18 protein-coding genes and 4 pseudogenes are annotated in these 18,011 nt (G+C 71.1%); 11 read left to right on the top strand and 11 right to left on the bottom strand.

Going from position 1 to position 18,011, the window contains the following annotated elements; genetic code table 11:
* Positions 1-13: 13 nt before the first annotated feature.
* The 4 genes from msrB to F3T56_RS37075 all read right to left on the bottom strand — a co-directional run bounded on the left by msrB (position 14) and on the right by F3T56_RS37075 (position 3,372).
* A complete protein-coding gene (gene msrB, locus F3T56_RS37090) occupies positions 14-421 on the bottom strand; it encodes a peptide-methionine (R)-S-oxide reductase MsrB (protein WP_149829827.1) in 408 nt (135 codons plus the stop codon).
* A gap of 13 nt (positions 422-434) precedes the next feature.
* Positions 435-1,820: a UDP-N-acetylmuramate--L-alanine ligase gene (murC, locus tag F3T56_RS37085; protein ID WP_149829825.1), complete on the bottom strand. Its 1,386-nt coding sequence runs from the start codon at positions 1,818-1,820 to the stop codon at positions 435-437.
* 168 nt (positions 1,821-1,988) lie between these two features.
* Positions 1,989-2,462, bottom strand: coding sequence for an indole-3-glycerol phosphate synthase (locus F3T56_RS37080; RefSeq protein WP_149829824.1), 474 nt, complete (start codon positions 2,460-2,462; stop codon positions 1,989-1,991).
* 136 nt (positions 2,463-2,598) lie between these two features.
* Positions 2,599-3,372, bottom strand: a complete 774-nt coding sequence (locus tag F3T56_RS37075; RefSeq protein ID WP_216373052.1) for a pyrimidine reductase family protein — start codon at positions 3,370-3,372, stop codon at positions 2,599-2,601.
* Between the two features lie 58 nt (positions 3,373-3,430).
* Between F3T56_RS37075 and zapE the strand changes: the two genes are divergently transcribed.
* The 4 genes from zapE (at position 3,431) to F3T56_RS37055 (ending at position 7,382) form a co-directional block, all read left to right on the top strand.
* Complete coding sequence (zapE, locus tag F3T56_RS37070; RefSeq protein WP_149829820.1) at positions 3,431-4,528, top strand: cell division protein ZapE; 1,098 nt, start codon at positions 3,431-3,433, stop codon at positions 4,526-4,528.
* 213 nt (positions 4,529-4,741) lie between these two features.
* Positions 4,742-5,155: a hypothetical protein gene (locus F3T56_RS37065; RefSeq protein ID WP_172639322.1), complete on the top strand. Its 414-nt coding sequence runs from the start codon at positions 4,742-4,744 to the stop codon at positions 5,153-5,155.
* Positions 5,156-5,250: 95 nt separating this feature from the next.
* A complete protein-coding gene (locus tag F3T56_RS37060) occupies positions 5,251-5,829 on the top strand; it encodes a carbonic anhydrase (RefSeq protein WP_149829819.1) in 579 nt (192 codons plus the stop codon).
* A gap of 47 nt (positions 5,830-5,876) precedes the next feature.
* On the top strand, positions 5,877-7,382 hold the full coding sequence (locus F3T56_RS37055) for a SulP family inorganic anion transporter (protein ID WP_149829817.1): 1,506 nt from the start codon (positions 5,877-5,879) through the stop codon (positions 7,380-7,382).
* A gap of 59 nt (positions 7,383-7,441) precedes the next feature.
* On the opposite strand, the gene F3T56_RS37050 is transcribed toward F3T56_RS37055, so the two are convergent.
* The 5 genes and pseudogenes from F3T56_RS37050 to F3T56_RS37030 all read right to left on the bottom strand — a co-directional run bounded on the left by F3T56_RS37050 (position 7,442) and on the right by F3T56_RS37030 (position 11,608).
* Positions 7,442-8,038 (bottom strand): hypothetical protein, encoded by a 597-nt coding sequence (locus F3T56_RS37050; protein ID WP_149829815.1) that lies wholly within the window; start codon positions 8,036-8,038, stop codon positions 7,442-7,444.
* Positions 8,035-9,432, bottom strand: a complete 1,398-nt coding sequence (locus F3T56_RS37045) for a hypothetical protein (RefSeq protein WP_149829813.1) — start codon at positions 9,430-9,432, stop codon at positions 8,035-8,037. Before F3T56_RS37045 ends, F3T56_RS37050 begins: the two co-directional genes overlap by 4 nt.
* Positions 9,429-10,259, bottom strand: a pseudogene (locus tag F3T56_RS37040) (ABC transporter ATP-binding protein). Before F3T56_RS37040 ends, F3T56_RS37045 begins: the two are co-directional and overlap by 4 nt.
* Positions 10,260-10,290: 31 nt before the next feature.
* Positions 10,291-11,109, bottom strand: coding sequence for a zf-HC2 domain-containing protein (locus tag F3T56_RS37035; protein ID WP_149829811.1), 819 nt, complete (start codon positions 11,107-11,109; stop codon positions 10,291-10,293).
* Positions 11,106-11,608, bottom strand: a pseudogene (locus tag F3T56_RS37030) (RNA polymerase sigma factor). The gene F3T56_RS37035 and the pseudogene F3T56_RS37030 overlap by 4 nt, the downstream one beginning before the upstream one ends.
* 244 nt (positions 11,609-11,852) lie before the next feature.
* Here F3T56_RS37030 and F3T56_RS37025 point away from each other — a divergent pair.
* The 6 genes and pseudogenes from F3T56_RS37025 (at position 11,853) to F3T56_RS37000 (ending at position 15,427) form a co-directional block, all read left to right on the top strand.
* The gene (locus F3T56_RS37025) at positions 11,853-12,761 is read left to right on the top strand and encodes a slipin family protein (RefSeq protein ID WP_149829809.1); all 909 of its coding nucleotides are present in this window, start codon (positions 11,853-11,855) and stop codon (positions 12,759-12,761) included.
* A 118-nt stretch (positions 12,762-12,879) separates the two neighbouring features.
* Positions 12,880-13,059 (top strand): annotated as a pseudogene (locus F3T56_RS48625) (Tat pathway signal sequence domain protein); the annotation flags it as partial.
* A pseudogene (locus F3T56_RS48620) lies at positions 13,058-13,426 on the top strand (transposase); the annotation flags it as partial. The pseudogenes F3T56_RS48625 and F3T56_RS48620, both read left to right, overlap by 2 nt.
* A 310-nt stretch (positions 13,427-13,736) precedes the next feature.
* Positions 13,737-14,057: a hypothetical protein gene (locus F3T56_RS48615; RefSeq protein ID WP_149829807.1), complete on the top strand. Its 321-nt coding sequence runs from the start codon at positions 13,737-13,739 to the stop codon at positions 14,055-14,057.
* A gap of 274 nt (positions 14,058-14,331) precedes the next feature.
* A complete protein-coding gene (locus F3T56_RS37005; protein WP_149829806.1) occupies positions 14,332-15,183 on the top strand; it encodes a polysaccharide deacetylase family protein in 852 nt (283 codons plus the stop codon).
* A 37-nt stretch (positions 15,184-15,220) separates the two neighbouring features.
* Entirely contained in the window at positions 15,221-15,427 is a 207-nt protein-coding gene (locus F3T56_RS37000) for a hypothetical protein (protein WP_149829804.1), read from the top strand.
* Here the strand turns inward: F3T56_RS37000 and F3T56_RS48610 are convergent.
* Both F3T56_RS48610 and F3T56_RS48605 read right to left on the bottom strand, forming a co-directional pair.
* A complete protein-coding gene (locus F3T56_RS48610) occupies positions 15,419-16,090 on the bottom strand; it encodes an ABC transporter (protein ID WP_149829803.1) in 672 nt (223 codons plus the stop codon). The genes F3T56_RS37000 and F3T56_RS48610 overlap by 9 nt on opposite strands.
* On the bottom strand, positions 16,090-17,052 hold the full coding sequence (locus F3T56_RS48605) for an ABC transporter ATP-binding protein (RefSeq protein ID WP_149829801.1): 963 nt from the start codon (positions 17,050-17,052) through the stop codon (positions 16,090-16,092). The genes F3T56_RS48610 and F3T56_RS48605 overlap by 1 nt, the downstream gene beginning before the upstream one ends.
* 81 nt (positions 17,053-17,133) lie before the next feature.
* On the opposite strand from F3T56_RS48605, the gene F3T56_RS36985 reads away from it, so the two are divergent.
* On the top strand, positions 17,134-17,889 hold the full coding sequence (locus F3T56_RS36985; RefSeq protein ID WP_149829800.1) for an aminoacyl-tRNA hydrolase: 756 nt from the start codon (positions 17,134-17,136) through the stop codon (positions 17,887-17,889).
* Positions 17,890-18,011: the final 122 nt, after the last annotated feature.

The raw sequence follows: 18,011 nt of genomic DNA, 5'->3' as shown, positions 1-18,011 counted from the left end.
AAGCGGCCTCCGGTCACTTCTCGTCCGGCGTCAGCCGCAGCGAGATCGAGTTGATGCAGTACCGCTGATCGGTGGGCGTCGGGTACCCCTCACCCTCAAACACGTGACCCAGATGCGACCCACACCGCGCACACCGCACCTCGGTCCGCACCATCCCGTGCGAACGGTCGGACACAAGTTCCACCGCATCCGAGTTGCGTGCATCGTAGAAGCTCGGCCAGCCGCAGTGCGACTCGAACTTCGTGTCGGAGGTGAAGAGTTCGGCACCGCAGGCGCGGCAGGAGTAGACGCCCGTGGTCTTGGTGTTCGTGTACTCACCGGTGAAGGCGGGCTCCGTGCCGGCCTGGCGCAGCACCGCGTACTCGGCCGGGCTCAGCTCCGCGCGCCATTGCTCGTCCGGCTTCTCGACGTCGTACGACATGAGCGTCAGCCCCTCAGCTCGAAAGACGGTCCAGGATCTGCGGGCCGAGGTCCGTCACATCACCCGCGCCCATGGTGAGAACGAGATCGCCCGCCTTCGCCATTCCCGCGATCACGGCGAGGGCCTCCGCCTTGTCGTGAACGGCCGTGACGTCCGCGCCGGCCGCCCGCGCCGCGTCGATGATCAGCTCACTGGTCACACCCGGGATCGGGTCCTCACGCGCCGGGTAGATGTCGAGGACGACGGACGCGTCCGCGAGCGCCAGGGACTGCCCCATCTCGGTACCCAGCTCCTGGGTGCGGGAGAACAGGTGCGGCTGGAAGAGCACGAGGATGCGCGCGTCACCGGCCGCCGCCCGCATCGCCTCCAGGTCCGCCGTCATCTCGGTCGGGTGGTGCGCGTACGAGTCGATGACCTGTACGCCGGCCGCCTCGCCCTTCAGCTGGAGCCGCCGCTTCACCCCGGTGTACGCGGCCAGCGCGGACGCCAGCTCGCCGGCCGGCACCCCGAGGGCGACACCGGCGGCCAGCGCGGCGACCGCGTTGTGCGCGTAGTGCCGCCCCGGGACGGACACGGTGAAGACGAGCTCCTGCCCGTCCAGCACCACGGTGACCTGGCTCTTCAGCCCCTGCGGCACGACGGACAGCACCCGCACGTCGGCGTCCTCGCGCTCACCGTAAGTGACGACGCGCACACCTTCGACCCTCCGAGTCAGCTCACGCGCCCCCTCGTGATCCGCGGAGATGACGAGTGTCCCACCCGGCACGATCTTCCCCGCGAACGTCTCGAAGGACTCGTAGATCTCGTCCATGGAGGCGTAGTTGGCGTGATGGTCCAGCTCGACGTTGAGGACGATGGCGACCTCGGGGGCGTACTTGTGGAAGCTGCGATCGCTTTCATCCGCCTCGGCGACGAAGATCTCGCCGTCCCCGTGCAGGGCGTTCGAACCGGGCACGTCGAGGTCGCCACCGATGGCGTACGACGGGTTCAGCCCCAGCTCGCTCAGGGACACGGCCAGCATGGAGGTGGTCGTGGTCTTGCCGTGCGTACCGGCGACGGCGATGGGCCGCAGCCCGTCCATCAGCCGGGCGAGCGCGTCCGAACGGTGGACGACAGGGATCCCCAGCTCGGCCGCACGGGCCAGCTCGGGATTGTCGGCCCGGATGGCGGACGACACGACCACACAGGTGGCGTCGTCGGCGAGATGCTCAGCAGCGTGCCCGATATGAACCGTGGCCCCCAGCGCCCGCAACGCCTCGGCCGTCCCCGACTCCTTGGCATCACTCCCGGCCACCTTGGCCCCACGCTGCGCCAGAATCTTCGCGATCCCCGACATCCCCGCCCCACCGATCCCGATGAAGTGCGGTCGGTCCATGGCGGTAGGAAGGCCGGGTGCCATGCGTGTTCTCCCAGGTGACGTTTACGAAGACGATCCGCGCTTCGCGAGAAGCGCGGGGCCCAGCCTAGTTGCCGGTGTATGGGTTCCCATACAGCCCCCGGCCCAGGGCCGCGCCCTATGGGAGCGACCAGCCACAACCAACCCGCACCCGGCAACGCACCCACACCCCTACGACGCCCCACCCCCCTGCACCCGACTGTGCGAGAACAACTTCAACACCGGCACCCCCACCTTGTGCCGAGCCCGAGACGCCCAGTCCCGATGGAAGAACTCCTCCACATAATGCGGATCGGTCAACACCAGCACCTCATCCGCATCAACCTCCTCCACCAACGCCTTCAACGCATCCAGCGGATGATCCTCGATCAACCGCCCTTCCGCCGAGCTCCCCGTCCCCCGCAGCGCCTGCAACGACACCTCAAGCGCCCGCTCCCCCTCATCCCTCGCCTGCTCCCCCTCCGGCGTCTCCCCCTCCCGCGCCGCCTCGTCCAGCTCACCGAGGGCGAGGTCGTCGATGGCGCGCAACAGCCTGTCGGCCTGGTTGCCCCGCGGCTGGAGCAGCACATGGAAAGAGGCCTGCTCGTCGCCGTGCAGGGTGGTGACGAACTCGACGTCCGCGGACGTCAGGGCCTTCTCGATCATCAAAACGCTCGTGAACGACACCACAGGCGCCCTTCTCCCGGGAGGGCCCCGCGGGCCCTCACTCCTCAGGCTTCTAGTGTGCCCGGCGAAAGCTGAACGGAACGGTGCATTCCGACCATGTTCGCGGCTCCCGCTCTCACGCACGACGGTAACGACCGAACAGGAACCCGGCCTCCTCCAGCAGCGACACGAGCTCGAAGCGCTTGGGGACCGACACCGAGGGTCCACCGGCGATCCGCTGGGCGTCCCCCGCCGTGAGCATCGGCGACATGGTCAGACACAGCTCGTCGAGGACGCCGGCCGCCACGAACTGCCCCAGCAGCCTCGGCCCACCCTCCGTGAGCAGCCGGGTGAGCCCCCGGTCGGCGAGGGCCCGTACGGCCCGGGCGGGGTCGACGCCCATACCGTCCCCGGCGATGACCACCTGGACGCCCGCCTTCTCGGCGGTGGCGACCCGGTCGGGGGCCGCGGCGGCACCGGTCAGCAGCAGGGTGGGGACCAGCGGGGAGGTGAACAACGGAAGGGAGAAGTCCAGGTCCAGGCTCGCGCTGACCACCGCCACGGCGGGCGCGGGCCCCTGTCCGGCCGCCCTGCGCGCCTCCGCGAAGGCCTCACGCGCGCGCGGCGGACGATAACCCTCCTGCCGTACGGTCTCCGCGCCCACGACGACCACATCCGCGAGCCCCCGCAACGTACCGAAGATCCGCATATCGGCATCGCTGGAGATCGGCTGCGACCGCCCGTCATGCTGAGCGGCACCGTCGAGCGTGGACACCATGTTGGCCCGCAACCACGCCTCCCGCCCGCCGGGGGACGGCTCGGGATAGGCATACGCCACGGCCAGCTCACCAAGACCCCACTCGCGGCTCTGGGTCGCTGTCTCTTCGGTCACAGGGAACAGGCGTCGCATGTCGTGCAGTGTGGCACGGCCTTTAGACTCGGTAACCGTGTCGTCGTCCTCCGCAGCCATGTCCGGAATCGCTCCCATATCCGAAGCGGTCCCGCTGTCCCTGTGCGCTCGCGAGCCGCACGTCCCCGCCGACCGGCTGGTCGCCGAGATGGTGCCGCCGCCCCGCTTCGACTCGGTGCGTTTCGATACGTACATCCCGGACCCGAACCAGCCCAGCCAGACCGAGGCCGTGCGCGTCCTGAGCGGCTTCGCGGCGGGCCTCGGCGGGGCGCACGCGACCGGCGCCGGCAAGCGCGGCTTCCTCGGCCTCGGCTTGGGTTTCGGCAAGGCGAAGGCCCCCAAGGTCCCGACCGGCCCCCGCGGCGTCTACCTGGACGGCGGATACGGCGTCGGCAAGACCCACCTCCTCGCCTCCCTCTGGCACGCCACCCCGGCCGAGCCCGCGCTCAAGGCCTTCGGCACCTTCGTGGAACTGACGAACCTGGTCGGCGCGCTCGGCTTCCAGAAGACGGTCCAGACCCTCTCCGGGCACCGCCTCCTGTGCATCGACGAGTTCGAGCTGGACGACCCGGGCGACACCGTCCTCGTGTCGACGCTGCTCGGCAAGCTCGTGGACGCGGGCGTGGCCCTGGCCGCCACCTCGAACACCCTGCCGGGCAAGCTCGGCGAGGGCCGCTTCGCGGCGGCCGACTTCCTGCGCGAGATACAGGGCCTCTCCGCCCACTTCCGCGCCCTGCGCATCGACGGCGAGGACTACCGCCACCGCGGCCTGCCGGCGGCCCCCGCGCCGTACTCCGACGAGGTGGTCACCAAGACGGCGTACGCCACCGAGGGCGCCTCGCTCGACGCCTTCCCGCAACTGCTGGACCACCTCGCACGCGTCCACCCCAGCCGGTACGGCGCCCTCACGGACGGCCTGAAGGCGGTGTGCCTGACCGACGTCCAGCCGATCCCGGACCAGTCGACGGCCCTCAGGCTGGTGGTGCTCGCCGACCGGCTGTACGACCGCGAGGTGCCCGTCCTCGCCTCGGGGATGCCCTTCGACCAGCTGTTCAGCGAGGAGATGCTGAAGGGCGGCTACCGCAAGAAGTACTTCCGCGCCATCTCCCGCCTCACCGCGCTCGCCCGCGACTCCAAGCGCCTCATGGAGCACTGACCCACCGCCCCCACGAACTCCCCCTGGTCAAGGGCCTTTTCAAGCCAAACAGCCCACGCGTTTCAGGCTCTCTTCAGCTCGAAACGTTAAGTTAACCCTGCAAACAACTTTGCAGGGTTAACGTGTTTCTTGACCAGTGGTTGACCATCGGTTGACCAAGTCGGGGAACTGCTGACGCACGAAGAGAACCGCGAACCGCCAGTGGGGAGGCTTATGTTGCGAGGTACGACGACCCGGACCGTCATTTCGGCACTGGCCGCCGTCCTGCTCGCGCTCCAGCTGTTCGCTCCCACGGCATCCTTCGCAGCCGCGCACACGCCTGGTCACGCCAAGGCCAAAGCCGAGCCCGGAAACACTCCCAAGGCGAATCCGGTCCGTGAGAAGGCCGTCACGTACCGCGAGTGCGGCCACTCCGAGGACCCGACCGGTCCTCTCCGCACCGGTGACCGGCAACGCGCCGTCATTCACACCGTTCCCGGGTCGCCCGCGCGTCCGCTGTTGGGGGAGAATCCAGCGGCCGCGAGCGAACCGGAACGGCTCTCGACCCGGCACCACCGGCCGTCGAGATCCCTCGCGGCATCCCTCGCGGCCCACACTCCGGCCGCGCTCCAGATCTTCCGCTGCTGAGCGGACCGAAGCACATCCCCCACATCTGTCGAACAAGACATCTGTCCTGCAAGCCCGACGCGCCGCCGAGGCGCGCCAGGAGGAGTCACCACTTCATGCAGCCCCTCATCGACAACGCCCGTACGTTCGGACAGCGCCCTGAGGAGTTCGCCAGGCTGGCCGAAGGCCAGTCCCCCGAGGTCCTGTTCATCACCTGCTCCGATTCCCGGGTCGTCCCCGCCCTGATCACGGGCGCCCGCCCCGGCGAGCTCTTCGAACTGCGCACCGCCGGCAACATCGTTCCCCCCTACACCCCGGACCGCCCCACCGGCGAGACCGCCACCATCGAGTACGCCGTGGAAGTGCTCGGCGTCACCGACATCGTGGTCTGCGGACACTCGCACTGCGGCGCCGTCGGCGCACTGGTGCGCGGCGACGACCTCGACGCCGTACCCGCCGTACGCGACTGGCTCACCCATGCAACGCCCCGCCCACAAGGGCCGGTTGAGGACCCGACGGTCGCCGACGGCGTCCAGAACCACGTCCTCAGCCAGCTCCTGCGCCTGCGCTCGTACCCCTGCGTGGAGAAGCGCCTCGCGGCGGGCACACTCCGCCTCCGCGGCTGGTACTACGAGGTCCACACCGGCGCCGTACGCGAACACCGCGCGGACACCGACAAGTTCGAGACCCTGTGAACGGCGGAGCATCCGAAATGAACTCCGCAACGCGTTCTACGACCGCTATGGCATCCACACCCCCCACCCGCTCCAAGTTCCCTCACCTGCGGCAGGACTTCGCCGCTTCGCTCGTCGTCTTCCTGGTCGCCCTGCCGCTGTGCGTGGGCGTGGCCGTCGCCTCCGGCGTACCGGCCGAACTCGGCCTGGTCACCGGCATCGTGGGCGGCATCGTCGCCGGCATGATGCCCGGCAGCAGCCTCCAGGTCTCCGGCCCGGCGGCCGGTCTGACCGTGCTGGTCTTCGAGGCGGTGCGCCACTTCGGGCTGCCCGCGCTGGGCGTGCTCGTGCTGGCCGCCGGACTGCTTCAACTCGCCATGGGCGCACTGAAGTTGGGCCGTTGGTTCCGCGCGATATCCGTCTCCGTCGTCGAGGGCATGCTGGCCGGTATCGGGCTCGTGATCATCGCGGGCCAGCTGTACGCGGCGGCCGGTCTGAAGGCTCCGGCCTCCGGCCTCGACAAGATCGCCGGGCTGCCCGGTGCCTTCGCCGACGCCATGGCCTCCACCACGGCACTCGCCTCCCTCGCCCTGGGCGCGGGCACCGTCGCCGTGCTGGTGCTGTGGAAGCGGCTGCCGAAGAAGGTCCAGGTGGTGCCCGGTGCCCTCGCCGCGGTCGTCCTGGCCACGGCCGCCTCGCTGGCGTTCAGCCTGCCGGTGGCGAACGTCGAGGTGAAGGGTCTGCTGGAAGCCATCCAGCCGCCCGGCATGGACGCCTTCGGTCAGCTGGCGGACGTCGCCGTCATCGGCACGATCCTCGCCTTCACCCTCATCGCCTCCGCCGAGAGCCTGTTCAGCGCGGCGGCCGTGGACCGGCTGCACGACGGGCCGCGTACCGAGTACGACAAGGAGCTGATGGCCCAGGGCGCCGGCAACACGGTGTGCGGGCTGTTGGGCGCGCTGCCGATGACGGCGGTGATCGTGCGCAGCTCCGCGAACCTCCAGGCAGGCGCGAAGACAAAGGCGTCCCGAGTCCTGCACGGCGTCTGGCTTCTCCTCTTCGCGGCCCTCCTCCCGGGCGCCCTCGCCCTGATCCCGCTCCCGGCTCTGGCCGGCATCCTCGTCCACGCGGGCTGGAAGCTGATCCCGTTCCGCGAGACCGTCTCGCTGTGGCGGGCGCACCGGGGCGAGGCGCTGATCCTCGTGACGACCGCCCTGGCGATCGTCGTGGTGAACATGTTCGAAGGCGTCCTCATCGGCCTGGCCCTCTCCGTGGCCAAGACCGCCTGGGAGGCCTCGCACATCAAGCTGGAGGTCATCGACAAGGGTGCCGGCCCGGTCCAGGCGTACCTCTCCGGCAACGCGACCTTCCTCCGCCTCCCGAAGATCCTCGACAACCTGGAGTCCCTCCCCCAGGACCGCCCCGTAGAACTCCACCTCTCCGGCCTCCACCACCTCGACCACGCCTGCCGCACCGCCCTCGAAACCTGGGCGGCCCGCCACAGCGCGACAGGCACGGAGCCGGTCAGGGTGACGGGCCCGGACCTGGTGAAGGCGACCTCGGAAGCGCCCTGACCCCTCCCCCACCCCCACTCCCTCGGCGCCCCGGTCCACCAACCGGGGCGCCGAGCCCGTCATGCACGGAGATCCATCAGAAGCCCCCTGGGTCCCGCGACGGCATAGGCCGCGGTGCCCGCGACCATGAGGACCAGGGCCGTCCAGGTGCCCGCTGCCGTGCCGGGTGGCAGCAGCATCCAGGTCGCCACCCGCATCGGCGCACTCGTCGGGGGCGGGGCGAAGAACGAGAACGAGAGCCAGGCGAACGGCAGCGTCCATGCGTACTGGCCGCCCGAGAACGCCGCACCCAGGGCGACCAGTCCCATCAGGCCCGCGCTGTCCCGGACGACGAACGCGGTGGTGGCCATGGACTCGCCCATGGTCTGCACGGTCAGCGGCACCGCGGCGACGACCGCGCCGGCGAGCAGCACATGCGCCGCTCTGCGGGGCACCCAGCGGATCGCGGCCGTCCGGTCCAGCGCGAGGTCCTGCCCGCCGAGCCCGATCGAGACCGTCATCGCCCCCGTGGCGAGGACGAGCACGGGCAGCCGCGGATCACCGGGCCCCTCGCCCCCGTCCCGGGCCAGTGCCCACACCGCCACCGCGCTGATCACCACCGCGGCGAGCGACGCGGGTACCCGACGCGAGCGCGCGTACAGCGTCAGCCATCTCACCGGGACGCACCGCCGGACAGCTCGGAGAACGCGTCGCCCTCGCAGGAGTACGCGGCGGCGCGCATCGCGTTGATCCGCGAGAGCTGCTCGGCCCGCGGAAGCGCCTTGAGTTCCTTCCACACCGGGCGGGTCCCGGCGTCGGCCTCGCGGCCCGAACCTGCCGGCCCTGGGCCGGGAAGCGGCCTGAGATCCCCGAGGACCCAGCCCGCCGCGACGGTCTGCGCGAACATGTCTCCCCCCGTGCCGCTCCAGCCGACGGGGGAGCACCCCGGCACCATGCCTTTGGCGATCAGGGCCCGGGTCAGCTCCCCGCCGTTCGCGGCAGCGATGATCTCGTCGTCGAAGTCGAAGAGCACGGTCTCGCGGGACCACTGCGGCATGGCGCCGTCCGGCAGCACGGCGGTGTTCTCCCGGACCGAGACCGGTGCCTGGCCGCCCAGGGCGCCGTGCAGCAGGCGCAGCGCCTCCTTACCGGGACCCGCCAGATCGGCGAGTCGCTCCTGGTGCGTCCTGGCCACGCACACCGGGCCGTCGCACACGAGCTCCGCGGCGGCCTCGTCGACGACATATATCCGGCGCGGGTCGGAGGGGATGACGAGCAGAGCGAGCACCGCGCCCGCCAGGACGGGCGTCAGGGCGATCAGCCGGGCGCGCGCGGTCGCGGCGACCAGCAGCGCGAAGCCGGTCGTGGCCAGGCCGAGCAGCCAGACCGTCTGCCCGATGTGCACGGGGGCGGAGAGCGTGACGAACACATCGCGCACCTCCTGCACCGCCGGTGACAGCAGCGAGACCCGGTTCGGCTCCGTGCTCGGGATCCCCGTCGCCGTGGTCGTCTCCGTCCGGCCCAACGACATGTGCATGAGGGCCGTGAACACGAAGGCGGCCATGGCCAGCGCGGGCGGGGTGAGCGCGGACGGCAGGGCCCGCCCTGCCCCCATGCCCAGCACGGCACCCGCGACGAGGAAGAGTGCCCCCACCAGCGAGATCGGCAGCCATTCGAGGTGCGTGTACTCGGTGTGGGCCAGCACCTGGACCGCGCCCACGAGGACGAGGAGCGCGAAGGCCGAGGCCAGCGTGATCGCCGTCGTGCCCGCCAGCGCGGCCGCGCGGTGCCAGGCCGGCCGCGGCGTGCTCGTCAGCAGCTCGGACATCTTCGAGCAGTGGTCGCGCAGGCCCTGCAGCGCCCCGAGCCCCACGGCGATCGGCCACAGGTAGAACAGCAGGGAGCGGGTCCACAGGGCCAGGGACGTCCACTGGGCCGTCCACGCCGTGGTGCCCCTCCACCACGCGGCGTTCACCAGGTACAGGAACGCCAGTGCGCTCGTCAGGACCACGGCACCGGCCCACGGGGCGACGGAGCGCCTCAGCTCGATGCGCAGGACGCGGACGTTCACCAAGTGCCCCTTCCCTGCCCGGGGCCCCGCAGCATGGCCGAGTAGCCGCGCTCCAACGGGCTGTCACCCTCGTGCTCCGGGCCGCCCACCGAGGCCAGCTCGTCCGGCAGGCCCTGGAAGACCAGCCTGCCCTCGGCGAAGAGCACCACGTCGGTGCAGGCGGCGGCCACGTCCTCCACCAGATGGCACGTCCTCCACCAGATGGGTCGACACGACCACACAGGTGTCCGTACCCAGCTGCTGCAGCAACTCCCGGAACCGCAGCCGCTGCGCCGGGTCGAGGCCGGCCGTCGGCTCGTCCAGCAGCAGGATCGACGGGTCGTTGACGATGGCCTGAGCGATGCCCACCCGCCGCACCATGCCCCCCCCGACAGGGCCTTCATCCGCTCGTCGGCGCGGTCCGCCAGGCCGACCCGTTCCACGGCGCGCTGGACCGCCGCGGGGATGTCCGCCTTGGGCACCTCCTTCAGCCAGGCCATGTACTCGACGAACTCGCGCACCGTGAAGCGCTTGTAGTAGCCGAACTCCTGCGGCAGATAGCCGATCCGGCGGCGCAGCGCACGGTGCTCGCCCATGCCGCCCACAGACTCGCCGAGCAGCTCCAGGGTGCCCTCGGCGGGGCGCAGCACGGTGGCCAGCGCCCGGACGAGGGTGGTCTTGCCCGCCCCGTTGGGGCCGAGCACACCGTGTACGCCGGTGCCCAGCGACAGGTCTAGCCCGTCGACGGCCATCCGTTTCCTGCCGGCCCTGACCTTCAGCCCGGTGGCCCGGATCTCCCAGGCGTAGGGCATCGGCGCGATATCAGCCGCGTTCACCGCGGGCATCATGTGAGGGTCCTTCCTGTGGTCATCCCTGTGGTCATCGATGGGCTCCCAGCACGGAGTACGCGCCCCCGCGGGCGATCACGACACCGATGCCGAGCGCGAGGATCAGTCCCCACACAGGCAGAGCGCCCGTCTGCAGAGCGAAGGTCGTACGGCTGGCGGCCAGGGTCGGCACCACGACCACGGCGGCCCACACCACCACCAGCGAAACGGCGGCACGGGTCACGCCAACGACACCGCCGAACGCCAGGGTCGTGGAGGTGAAGGCCAGACAGGGCAGCAGCCACTGTGCGGCCGTCACTCCCGTTGCCCATCCGCCCACCAGCAGCGCGGGCACGACCACGGCGAGCACGGACGTGGTGCGCCGCAGCACCAGGTACAGTCCCGCCCTCGGCGCGGAGGCCGTCAGCTCGTACGCCGGATCCAGACCGCGCGACCACGACGCCGCGACGCCGAGCACGGGCAGCACCGGGGCGAGCAGCAGCACCAGGGACACGTCATGGGAGCCCGAGCCGACCACGTCCAGCAGCAGCGCGATCAGCGTGACGCCCATGGCCATGGCCAGCCACGGCACCATCACCGGCGTCATCCACCGCGACAGCCGCGCCGACCAGCGCCGTCGGCTCGGCATCATGGCGGTGGCGGCCAACTCGGGTTCGAGGCCGGACCACACGGTGTCGACCAACGCCGCCACGGCGGGGGCCTCGGCCCCGACAGCGGCCGACAGCCGGTCACGGCACACCCCGCACGCCTCCAGGTGGGCCTCCAGGGCCCACACCTCGTCGGCGGCGATGTCCGTGTCGCCGCGCGCGTAACCGTCGATGATCCGCATCGACGCGTGTTCCACGCTCATGCCAGCGCCTCCCGCATCGCGATCCGGGCCTGGCGGGCACGGGTCTTGACCGTGCCCTCGGGCAGCCCGAGCAGGACGGCGGTCTCCCGGACGGACAGCCCGTCGAGCACCATGGCCTGCAGTACTTGTCTGAGCTCCGGCGCGAGCCGCCGCAGCGCGTCGCCGACGTCGCCGCCGACGGTCGCCGCGAGCGCCTCCTCCTCGGCGGCGGGCGCCATGGGCTGCGGGGCGGCCGCGGGCGGCGGCTCCGCGTGGTGGGCCCGCCGCCGGAACGCGTCGACGAGCCGGCGTGCCGCTATCGTCCACAGCCAGCCGACGGCCGTCCCCCGGTCGCGGCCCCGGCGAACGCGCCCGCCCCGCGCCACACTGCCAGATACGTCTCCTGCATGACCTCGGCGACGATCTGCTCGTCCGCGCAGCGGCGGCGCAGCCGCACCGTCATCCACGGCGCCGTACGCCGGTACAACTCCTCGAACGCGGCCCGGTCACCCCTGGCCACCAGCCGGACGAGACGCTCCTCGTCCGACTCGTGCAGCGCTGTCCTGACTGATCTCACACCCGCTAGACGCCGGAGCCGCGTCGCAGGTTTTCACCCCGACGTGATCCCCGTCACATGCGGGAGCCGGCAAGCGGGCGGTGAGCGAAGCCTCTCCCCGCCCGGCCCCACCCGCCGGTCGACCAGCCCCCCGCCCCGGGCATATCGTGGTATTCGTGGTGATATCGGGCGACTCAAGGGGGTCGTCATGGTGGAAGAACTACTCGCGGCGGCCGCAGCAACCGGCTCCGCAGCCGTGCTGTACGTCGCGGCCGCAGCCCGAGTCATCAAACAGTACGAACGCGGCGTGGTCTTCCGCCTCGGCCGCCTCCTCGGCGAGCCTCGAACCCCGGGCTTCACCATGATCGTCCCCGCCATCGACCACATCCGCAAGGTGAACATGCAGATCGTCACGATGCCGGTCCCCGCCCAGGAGGGCATCACCCGTGACAACGTGACGGTCCGCGTCGACGCGGTCGTGTACTTCAAGGTCGTAGACGCGTCGAACGCGCTCGTCAGGGTCGAGGACTACAAGTTCGCCGTCTCCCAGATGGCCCAGACCTCCCTCCGCTCGATCATCGGCAAGAGCGACCTGGACGACCTCCTCTCCAACCGCGAGAAACTCAACCAGGGCCTGGAACTGATGATCGACAGCCCGGCAGTCGGCTGGGGCGTCCAGGTCGACCGGGTCGAGATCAAGGACGTTTCCCTCCCCGAGACGATGAAGCGCTCGATGGCCCGCCAGGCCGAGGCCGACCGCGAACGCCGCGCCCGCATCATCAACGCCGACGCCGAACTCCAGGCGTCCAAGAAGCTGGCGGAGGCAGCCCACCAGATGGCCGACGCCCCGTCCGCACTCCAGCTACGACTCCTGCAGACGGTGATGGCGGTGGCGGCGGAGAAGAACTCCACGCTGGTCCTCCCCATCCCGGTGGAGCTGCTGAGGTTCCTGGAGCGGGGAAAGGAGGAGCCGCACCCGGACGCCACACCCCAACAGACCCAGGCCCCACCCGAAACCCCACCCCAGCAGATCGAGCAAGCACCCGACATCGCACCCAACACACCACCCGACATCCCTCCCGAAGCCCCACCGGCCGCCCCAACTCCGACCGAGTGACACCCGAGCGACTCCTTCCGCTCCTTCTACGCGCGTGGTTCACGCAACCGTGACCGCGTCATACACCCAGGCGGGTCACAATCTGTCCGCTCTTGTCCGCCAACAGGAAGGCCCTCCCGTGTCAGTGACCCACCGTCAGGCAATTGCCCGTACTGGTGCCCTGGGAGCAGGCATCGCGTTCACCGGAACACTGTCCGTACTCTTGGCGGACACAGCGTCCGCGCAGCAGCCCCTCGGCCACTCCGGCTACGGCCCCCTGATCCCCGACCCGAACGGCCTCCTCGATCTACCGAGGGGTGCGCTGGCGAGAGGGCAAGGACCTCCCGCCGGTTCATGACCGCTTGTGCTCGCCCTACGACACCGACGCCCGGTACGGGATCAAGCGCGGCTCCGGCTGGACCGGCTACAAGACGCATCTGACCGAAACCTGCGAGCTGGACACGCCCCATGTGATCACGCAGGTGTCCACCACCGATGCGGTGGTGGCCGAAACCGAGATGACCGAGCCGGTTCACCAGACGCTCGCCAAGCGGAAGTTGCTGCCGGACGTGCACATCGTGGATGCCGGTTACGCCACCGCCGCCCGGTTCGTGACCGCGGCCGAGCGGGGCATGGAACTGCTGGGGCCGGCCCCACACGACAGCAGTCGCCAGTCCCGGCGGGGCCAGGGCTTCTCCCGCGCCGACTTCACCATCGACTGGGATACCGGGAGCGCCGTCTGCCCGGGCGGGCACCGCACTCAACATCATCCGCGTCGACCGATGGCTGACCGGCACCCCGCTCGGCGGCACCCGCACCTCCCGCCTCGAAGCCCTCATCCTCGCGGCCTGAGCCCGATTCATGCCTTTCTCAGCAGAGTCCTTCAGGCCGAGGGTGAAGCGAATCTGACAGTGGACCCCCGCCGTACGGATCGCCGTCCACGCCGGAGACGACGAGGACGGCGACACCTTTCTCTACGAGATCCCCCACGACATCGTGGCCCCTGCCCACATCCCCGGCATCCTGCGCACGGTCCTGACCGGAACCCAGATCTACAGCGGCGACGACATCAGCGACGCCTTGGGGATGACGGTCATCCGCCTCCACCCGGAGGGGATCACCCCGGCCCTGGAGCCCGAACAGGGCCAGGCACTCAGCGTCCTGCGCGCCCTGCCCGGCCCCGGCGACGACGAGAACCCGTTCCTGATCGGCTTCCTGATGAAGGGGACGGTCTGCTGCGCCTGTATGTGCGGCTTCCCGGCCGCACCGGCATCATCGGCGCCGACATCCACCTCACCGACACACTCACCGCGCTGATCGCGTCACTCCCCTCCCTCGTCGAGGAAGAGGAGCGCCAGCAGCCGTCCCTCGACGACCCGCACTGCGATCTCCTGGTGGACCTGACCGATTGGTAGGAAGGACGCTAAGCGCGCTGTACGGCGCCGGGCCGTACACACTGCGTTCGTTGGCCCTCTCCCCCGCCGCCGCCTGGACCCCCTTCGTCGCCCACGCGGGTGACTTCACCCCGGACTCCAACTAAACGGGCAGCTGAACACACAATCCGACCGGCTCACCCGTTTACGTTCATCGAGTGATCAGTCCTGTACGAAGAATCACCGCGCTCTCCGCGCTCGGCGCACTCGGCGTTGCCCTCGTCGCCTGCGGGGCGCCGCAGGCCGCGTCCCGTACCGTCGTCACCCGGCCCTCGACGGTCGACACGTCCCGTCCGCCCACACTCGCGCCGGGGCCGGCCGGGCTGACCCCCGTCTTCGAGCACGGCCCCCGTACGGGCGCCGACAAGACGGTCGCGCTGACCTTCGACGCGGACATGACCGCAGGTCAGGGAGCCAGGGCTGCCGCGGGCGAGCGGTTCGACAATCCGGGGCTCATCGCCGCGCTGCGGCGGCTGAAGGTTCCGGCGACGGTGTTCATGACGGGGCGGTGGGCCGAGGAGTACCCGATTCAGGCGCGGTCGATCGGGCGGGATCCGTTGTTCGAGGTCGCGAACCACTCGTACAGCCACTACGCCTTCACCGACGACTGCCACGGCCTGCCGACCATGGCGCCGGAGCGTATGCGGGCGGATCTGGAGCGTGCGTACACCGTGTTCCGGGAGGCGGGTGTCCCGGAACCGATGCCGTACTTCCGGTTCCCCGGCGGCTGCTACGACGGGCGCGCGCTGCGGCGGCTGAGCGCGTCCGGGGTGACGGCGGTGCAGTGGGACGTGGTGAGCGGGGACGCCTTCGCGACGGACGCGGACGCGGTCGCCCGGGAGGTGGTGGAGGGCGTGCGGCCGGGGTCCGTCGTCGTCATGCACTGCACGCGGAGTGCCGCGCCGGTCACGGAGAGGGCCGTACGGATGATCGTGCCGGAACTGCGGAAGCGGGGTTTCCGGTTCGTGAAGGTGTCGGAGCTGGTGGAGGCGGCGGCGACCGCGCAGTAAACCCCGCTTCTGCGGTCGCCCGACCTACGCTGGACATATGAGCGATTACTGCGGCACCGAACCGGCCGTCGAGCCGAACCCGGAGCCGGCCCGAACGACGGCCTCGGCCCCGGCCGCCGCGCCGCCCTTCGCCGCCTGTGTGCTGTGCCAGGAGCCCACCGAGTACCCGGAGTCGTACAAGGGGATCACCCTGTGCCCGCTGTGCGAGTGGCGGGAGGCCGAGCGCAACGCCTGCTCAGGGTGAGCGGCGGGTCGTCAGGGCGCAGGCCACGGCGATCGCCGCCGCCGTGAGCAGCGCGGCGGCGGCCAGGGGCAGGACGGGGACCGGGATGGTCGCGTGCTGCGAGCCCTCCACCAGGGACGTGACCGCCGCGCGGGCCGGGGAGCCCGCGAGGACCAGGGTCAGCAGCGCGCCGAGGAGGAGCGCGGGGACGGCCCGGCCCGGCGAGCGCAGCAGCGGCCAGTTCGTGAGCGTGCCGACGGCCACGCCGAGGAGTGCGCAGACGAGGGCCACGAGGAGCCCGGCGCCGGCCGCCGGGACCGCCTCGATGCGTGTCTGGTGATCCGTGCTCTTGGGGGCGCTGATGACCGTGACGAAGAGGACGGCCGCCGCGCCGAGAAGCGCGGCCGCCGAGAACGCGACCAGCAGACACGCCAGGTGCGCCCGGCCCGGTCCGGCCGCCGCTCCCGTACAACTCCGGGCCGCGGGCGGCTCGTTGGTCGCGCAGATACGTACCAGCCAGGCGGCCACGGGCAGCAGCGCGGCCGCCGTGTAGCCGAGCGAGTCGAGCACCGGCTGCCCGCTCTGCACCCCGATGGCGAGGAACGCCGCGTACAGGATGACGGGCGGCAACCAGCGCTGGGAGCGGAGCAGGAGGGCGGCCTGGTAGCGGAGGAGGGCGGTCATCAGGAGCGTTCCACTTCCAGTTCGCTTGTCATCCCCGGTGCGCTTTCCGCGTCCCGTTCGCTTGTCGCTTCCGGTTCCGGTGACTCGGCCGGTCCGGGCCCCAGCCACGACGGCCCCACACTCACCACATGCCACGGCGGCCGAGCCCCCAGCAACGCCCTCAGCAAGGCATCCGACCCCGCCTCCGCAACGGAGAACCGGTGGCTGCCGCCGCCCGTCTCCTCCACATCGGCCGCCAACTTCACCACGTCGTCCGGAACTTGGGCACCAGAGGGTCCGCGCGCCTCGACGACCACAGCGGGGCCCACGCCCACGTCTCCCGAAGTCCCCGTCGACGTACGGAGATTGAGGCCGCCCTCGACAACCGCGTACGTCGCGTCCGGCACCCCCGTCAGCCGACGCGGATCGTGGTCGACGAACACCACCCCGGCCCCGGCGGCGGTCCGCTCGACGACCACCCGCTCCAACTCCTCCCGGGCGTCGGCGTCGAGGCCGCTCCACGCCTCGTCGAGGACGAGCAACTCCGGTTCCGCCAGGAGCGCTTGGGCGACGGCGACCTTCTGGCTGCTGCCCTTGGAGAGCTGGGCCATCGGCGTACGGGCGTACTCGGCGGCTCCGAAGCGTTCCAGCCAGTCGTCGGCGGCGCGGGCGGCGGCCGGGCGGTCGAGGCCGTGGACGGCGCCGAGGTGAGTGAGGTACTCGGCGGCGGTGAACGGCAGCGCGGCGGGGAAGCGCTCGGGAACGTACGCCGTGCGCGGGCGCCCGGACATCCGACCCTCCGTGGGCGCGTCGATCCCGGCGAGGACGCGCAGCAGCGTCGACTTGCCGGTGCCGTTCGCGCCCTCCACGCGGATCAGCGCGCCGGGGGCGACGGCCAGGTCGACGCCGCGCAGGATCCACGGCCCCCGGAACCCGTAGCGGCGGCCGACACCCTCCAGGCTCAGCAGTAACTCACGTCCCATGCCCCCATCCTCGTGCAACCGTCGTACGGCTGTACGGGCGGCCCATCCGGGAACGGATCTTCCGGCTGGCAGACTGGGCGGGTGAGCACCGGTGACCCGAACTCCCAGGACAGCCCCTTCCGGCACGAGCGGACCTCCCGCGACGAGGCACCGCAGTTCGTGCTGCCGCTGGTCGTGCACATCGAGAAGGCGTCGCCTCCGGCGCGTACGGACGCGTTGGAGACGGCGGCGCGGGCGGTGCTGGTGATGCTCAGCGACGAGCGGTCGGTGGGCGGTGGGGGTACCTCCCGCTCGAGCGAAGCCGAGAGTGGGGGAGATTGGGCCGAGGCGATGCGGGACTGGCAGGACGCCCGGATCCGCAAGGTGGTCCGGCGGGCGCGTGGCGCGGAGTGGCGGCGGGCCGAGGCGCTGCCCGGGATCACGGTGACGGGCAAGTCGGCGGAGGTGCGCGTCTTTCCGCCGGTCCCCCTCGACGGCTGGCCCAAGGACCTGGCCCGTCTCCAGGTCTCCGGCACGGACCTCGACGACCCGGAACCCCCGGCCGGCCCCGACCCCTCCGCCCCGGTCATCTGGATGAGCCCGGACCTCGACATGTCCGCCGGCAAGGCCATGGCCCAGGCCGGCCACGGCGCCCAACTCGCCTGGTGGGCCCTCTCCGACGAGTCCCGCACCGCCTGGCACGACGCCGGCTTCCCCCTCGCCGTCCGCACCGCCGCCCCCGCCGACTGGCCCGCCCTCACCGCCTCCGGCCTGCCGCTCGTGCGCGACGCGGGGTTCACGGAGATCGCCCCGGGCAGCTGCACGGTGGTCGCGGACCATCCGGCACTGCGCGGCTGAGCACTGGAACACCCCCTGAGCGGCCCGGCCCCGAACTGGGCGTCTCAGCCTGTTCAAAGGTCGTTGAACACCGCGGCCTTCCCGTACGTACCTCCCTGCACTGGCCAAGTAAGTGCCCCAAC

The organism is Streptomyces tailanensis, from assembly GCF_008386495.1.
GTDB classification, from domain to species: Bacteria; Actinomycetota; Actinomycetes; order Streptomycetales; family Streptomycetaceae; genus Streptomyces; species Streptomyces tailanensis.
This window is presented reverse-complemented; position numbering and strand designations above follow the sequence as displayed.

What these genes read in the sequence shown, in the direction of transcription:
- F3T56_RS37075 (WP_216373052.1), bottom strand. Translation starts at nt 3,372, where the DNA reads ATGCGACGCCTGTTCCCTGTGACCGAAGAGACAGCGACCCAGAGCCGC.
- F3T56_RS37000 (WP_149829804.1), top strand. Translation starts at nt 15,221, where the DNA reads ATGAGCGATTACTGCGGCACCGAACCGGCCGTCGAGCCGAACCCGGAG.
- zapE (WP_149829820.1), top strand. Translation starts at nt 3,431, where the DNA reads ATGTCCGGAATCGCTCCCATATCCGAAGCGGTCCCGCTGTCCCTGTGC.
- F3T56_RS48605 (WP_149829801.1), bottom strand. Translation starts at nt 17,052, where the DNA reads ATGGGACGTGAGTTACTGCTGAGCCTGGAGGGTGTCGGCCGCCGCTAC.
- F3T56_RS37080 (WP_149829824.1), bottom strand. Translation starts at nt 2,462, where the DNA reads ATGATCGAGAAGGCCCTGACGTCCGCGGACGTCGAGTTCGTCACCACC.
- F3T56_RS48610 (WP_149829803.1), bottom strand. Translation starts at nt 16,090, where the DNA reads ATGACCGCCCTCCTCCGCTACCAGGCCGCCCTCCTGCTCCGCTCCCAG.
- F3T56_RS37060 (WP_149829819.1), top strand. Translation starts at nt 5,251, where the DNA reads ATGCAGCCCCTCATCGACAACGCCCGTACGTTCGGACAGCGCCCTGAG.
- msrB (WP_149829827.1), bottom strand. Translation starts at nt 421, where the DNA reads ATGTCGTACGACGTCGAGAAGCCGGACGAGCAATGGCGCGCGGAGCTG.
- murC (WP_149829825.1), bottom strand. Translation starts at nt 1,820, where the DNA reads ATGGCACCCGGCCTTCCTACCGCCATGGACCGACCGCACTTCATCGGG.
- F3T56_RS37025 (WP_149829809.1), top strand. Translation starts at nt 11,853, where the DNA reads ATGGTGGAAGAACTACTCGCGGCGGCCGCAGCAACCGGCTCCGCAGCC.
- F3T56_RS37035 (WP_149829811.1), bottom strand. Translation starts at nt 11,109, where the DNA reads ATGAGCGTGGAACACGCGTCGATGCGGATCATCGACGGTTACGCGCGC.
- F3T56_RS37055 (WP_149829817.1), top strand. Translation starts at nt 5,877, where the DNA reads ATGGCATCCACACCCCCCACCCGCTCCAAGTTCCCTCACCTGCGGCAG.
- F3T56_RS37065 (WP_172639322.1), top strand. Translation starts at nt 4,742, where the DNA reads ATGTTGCGAGGTACGACGACCCGGACCGTCATTTCGGCACTGGCCGCC.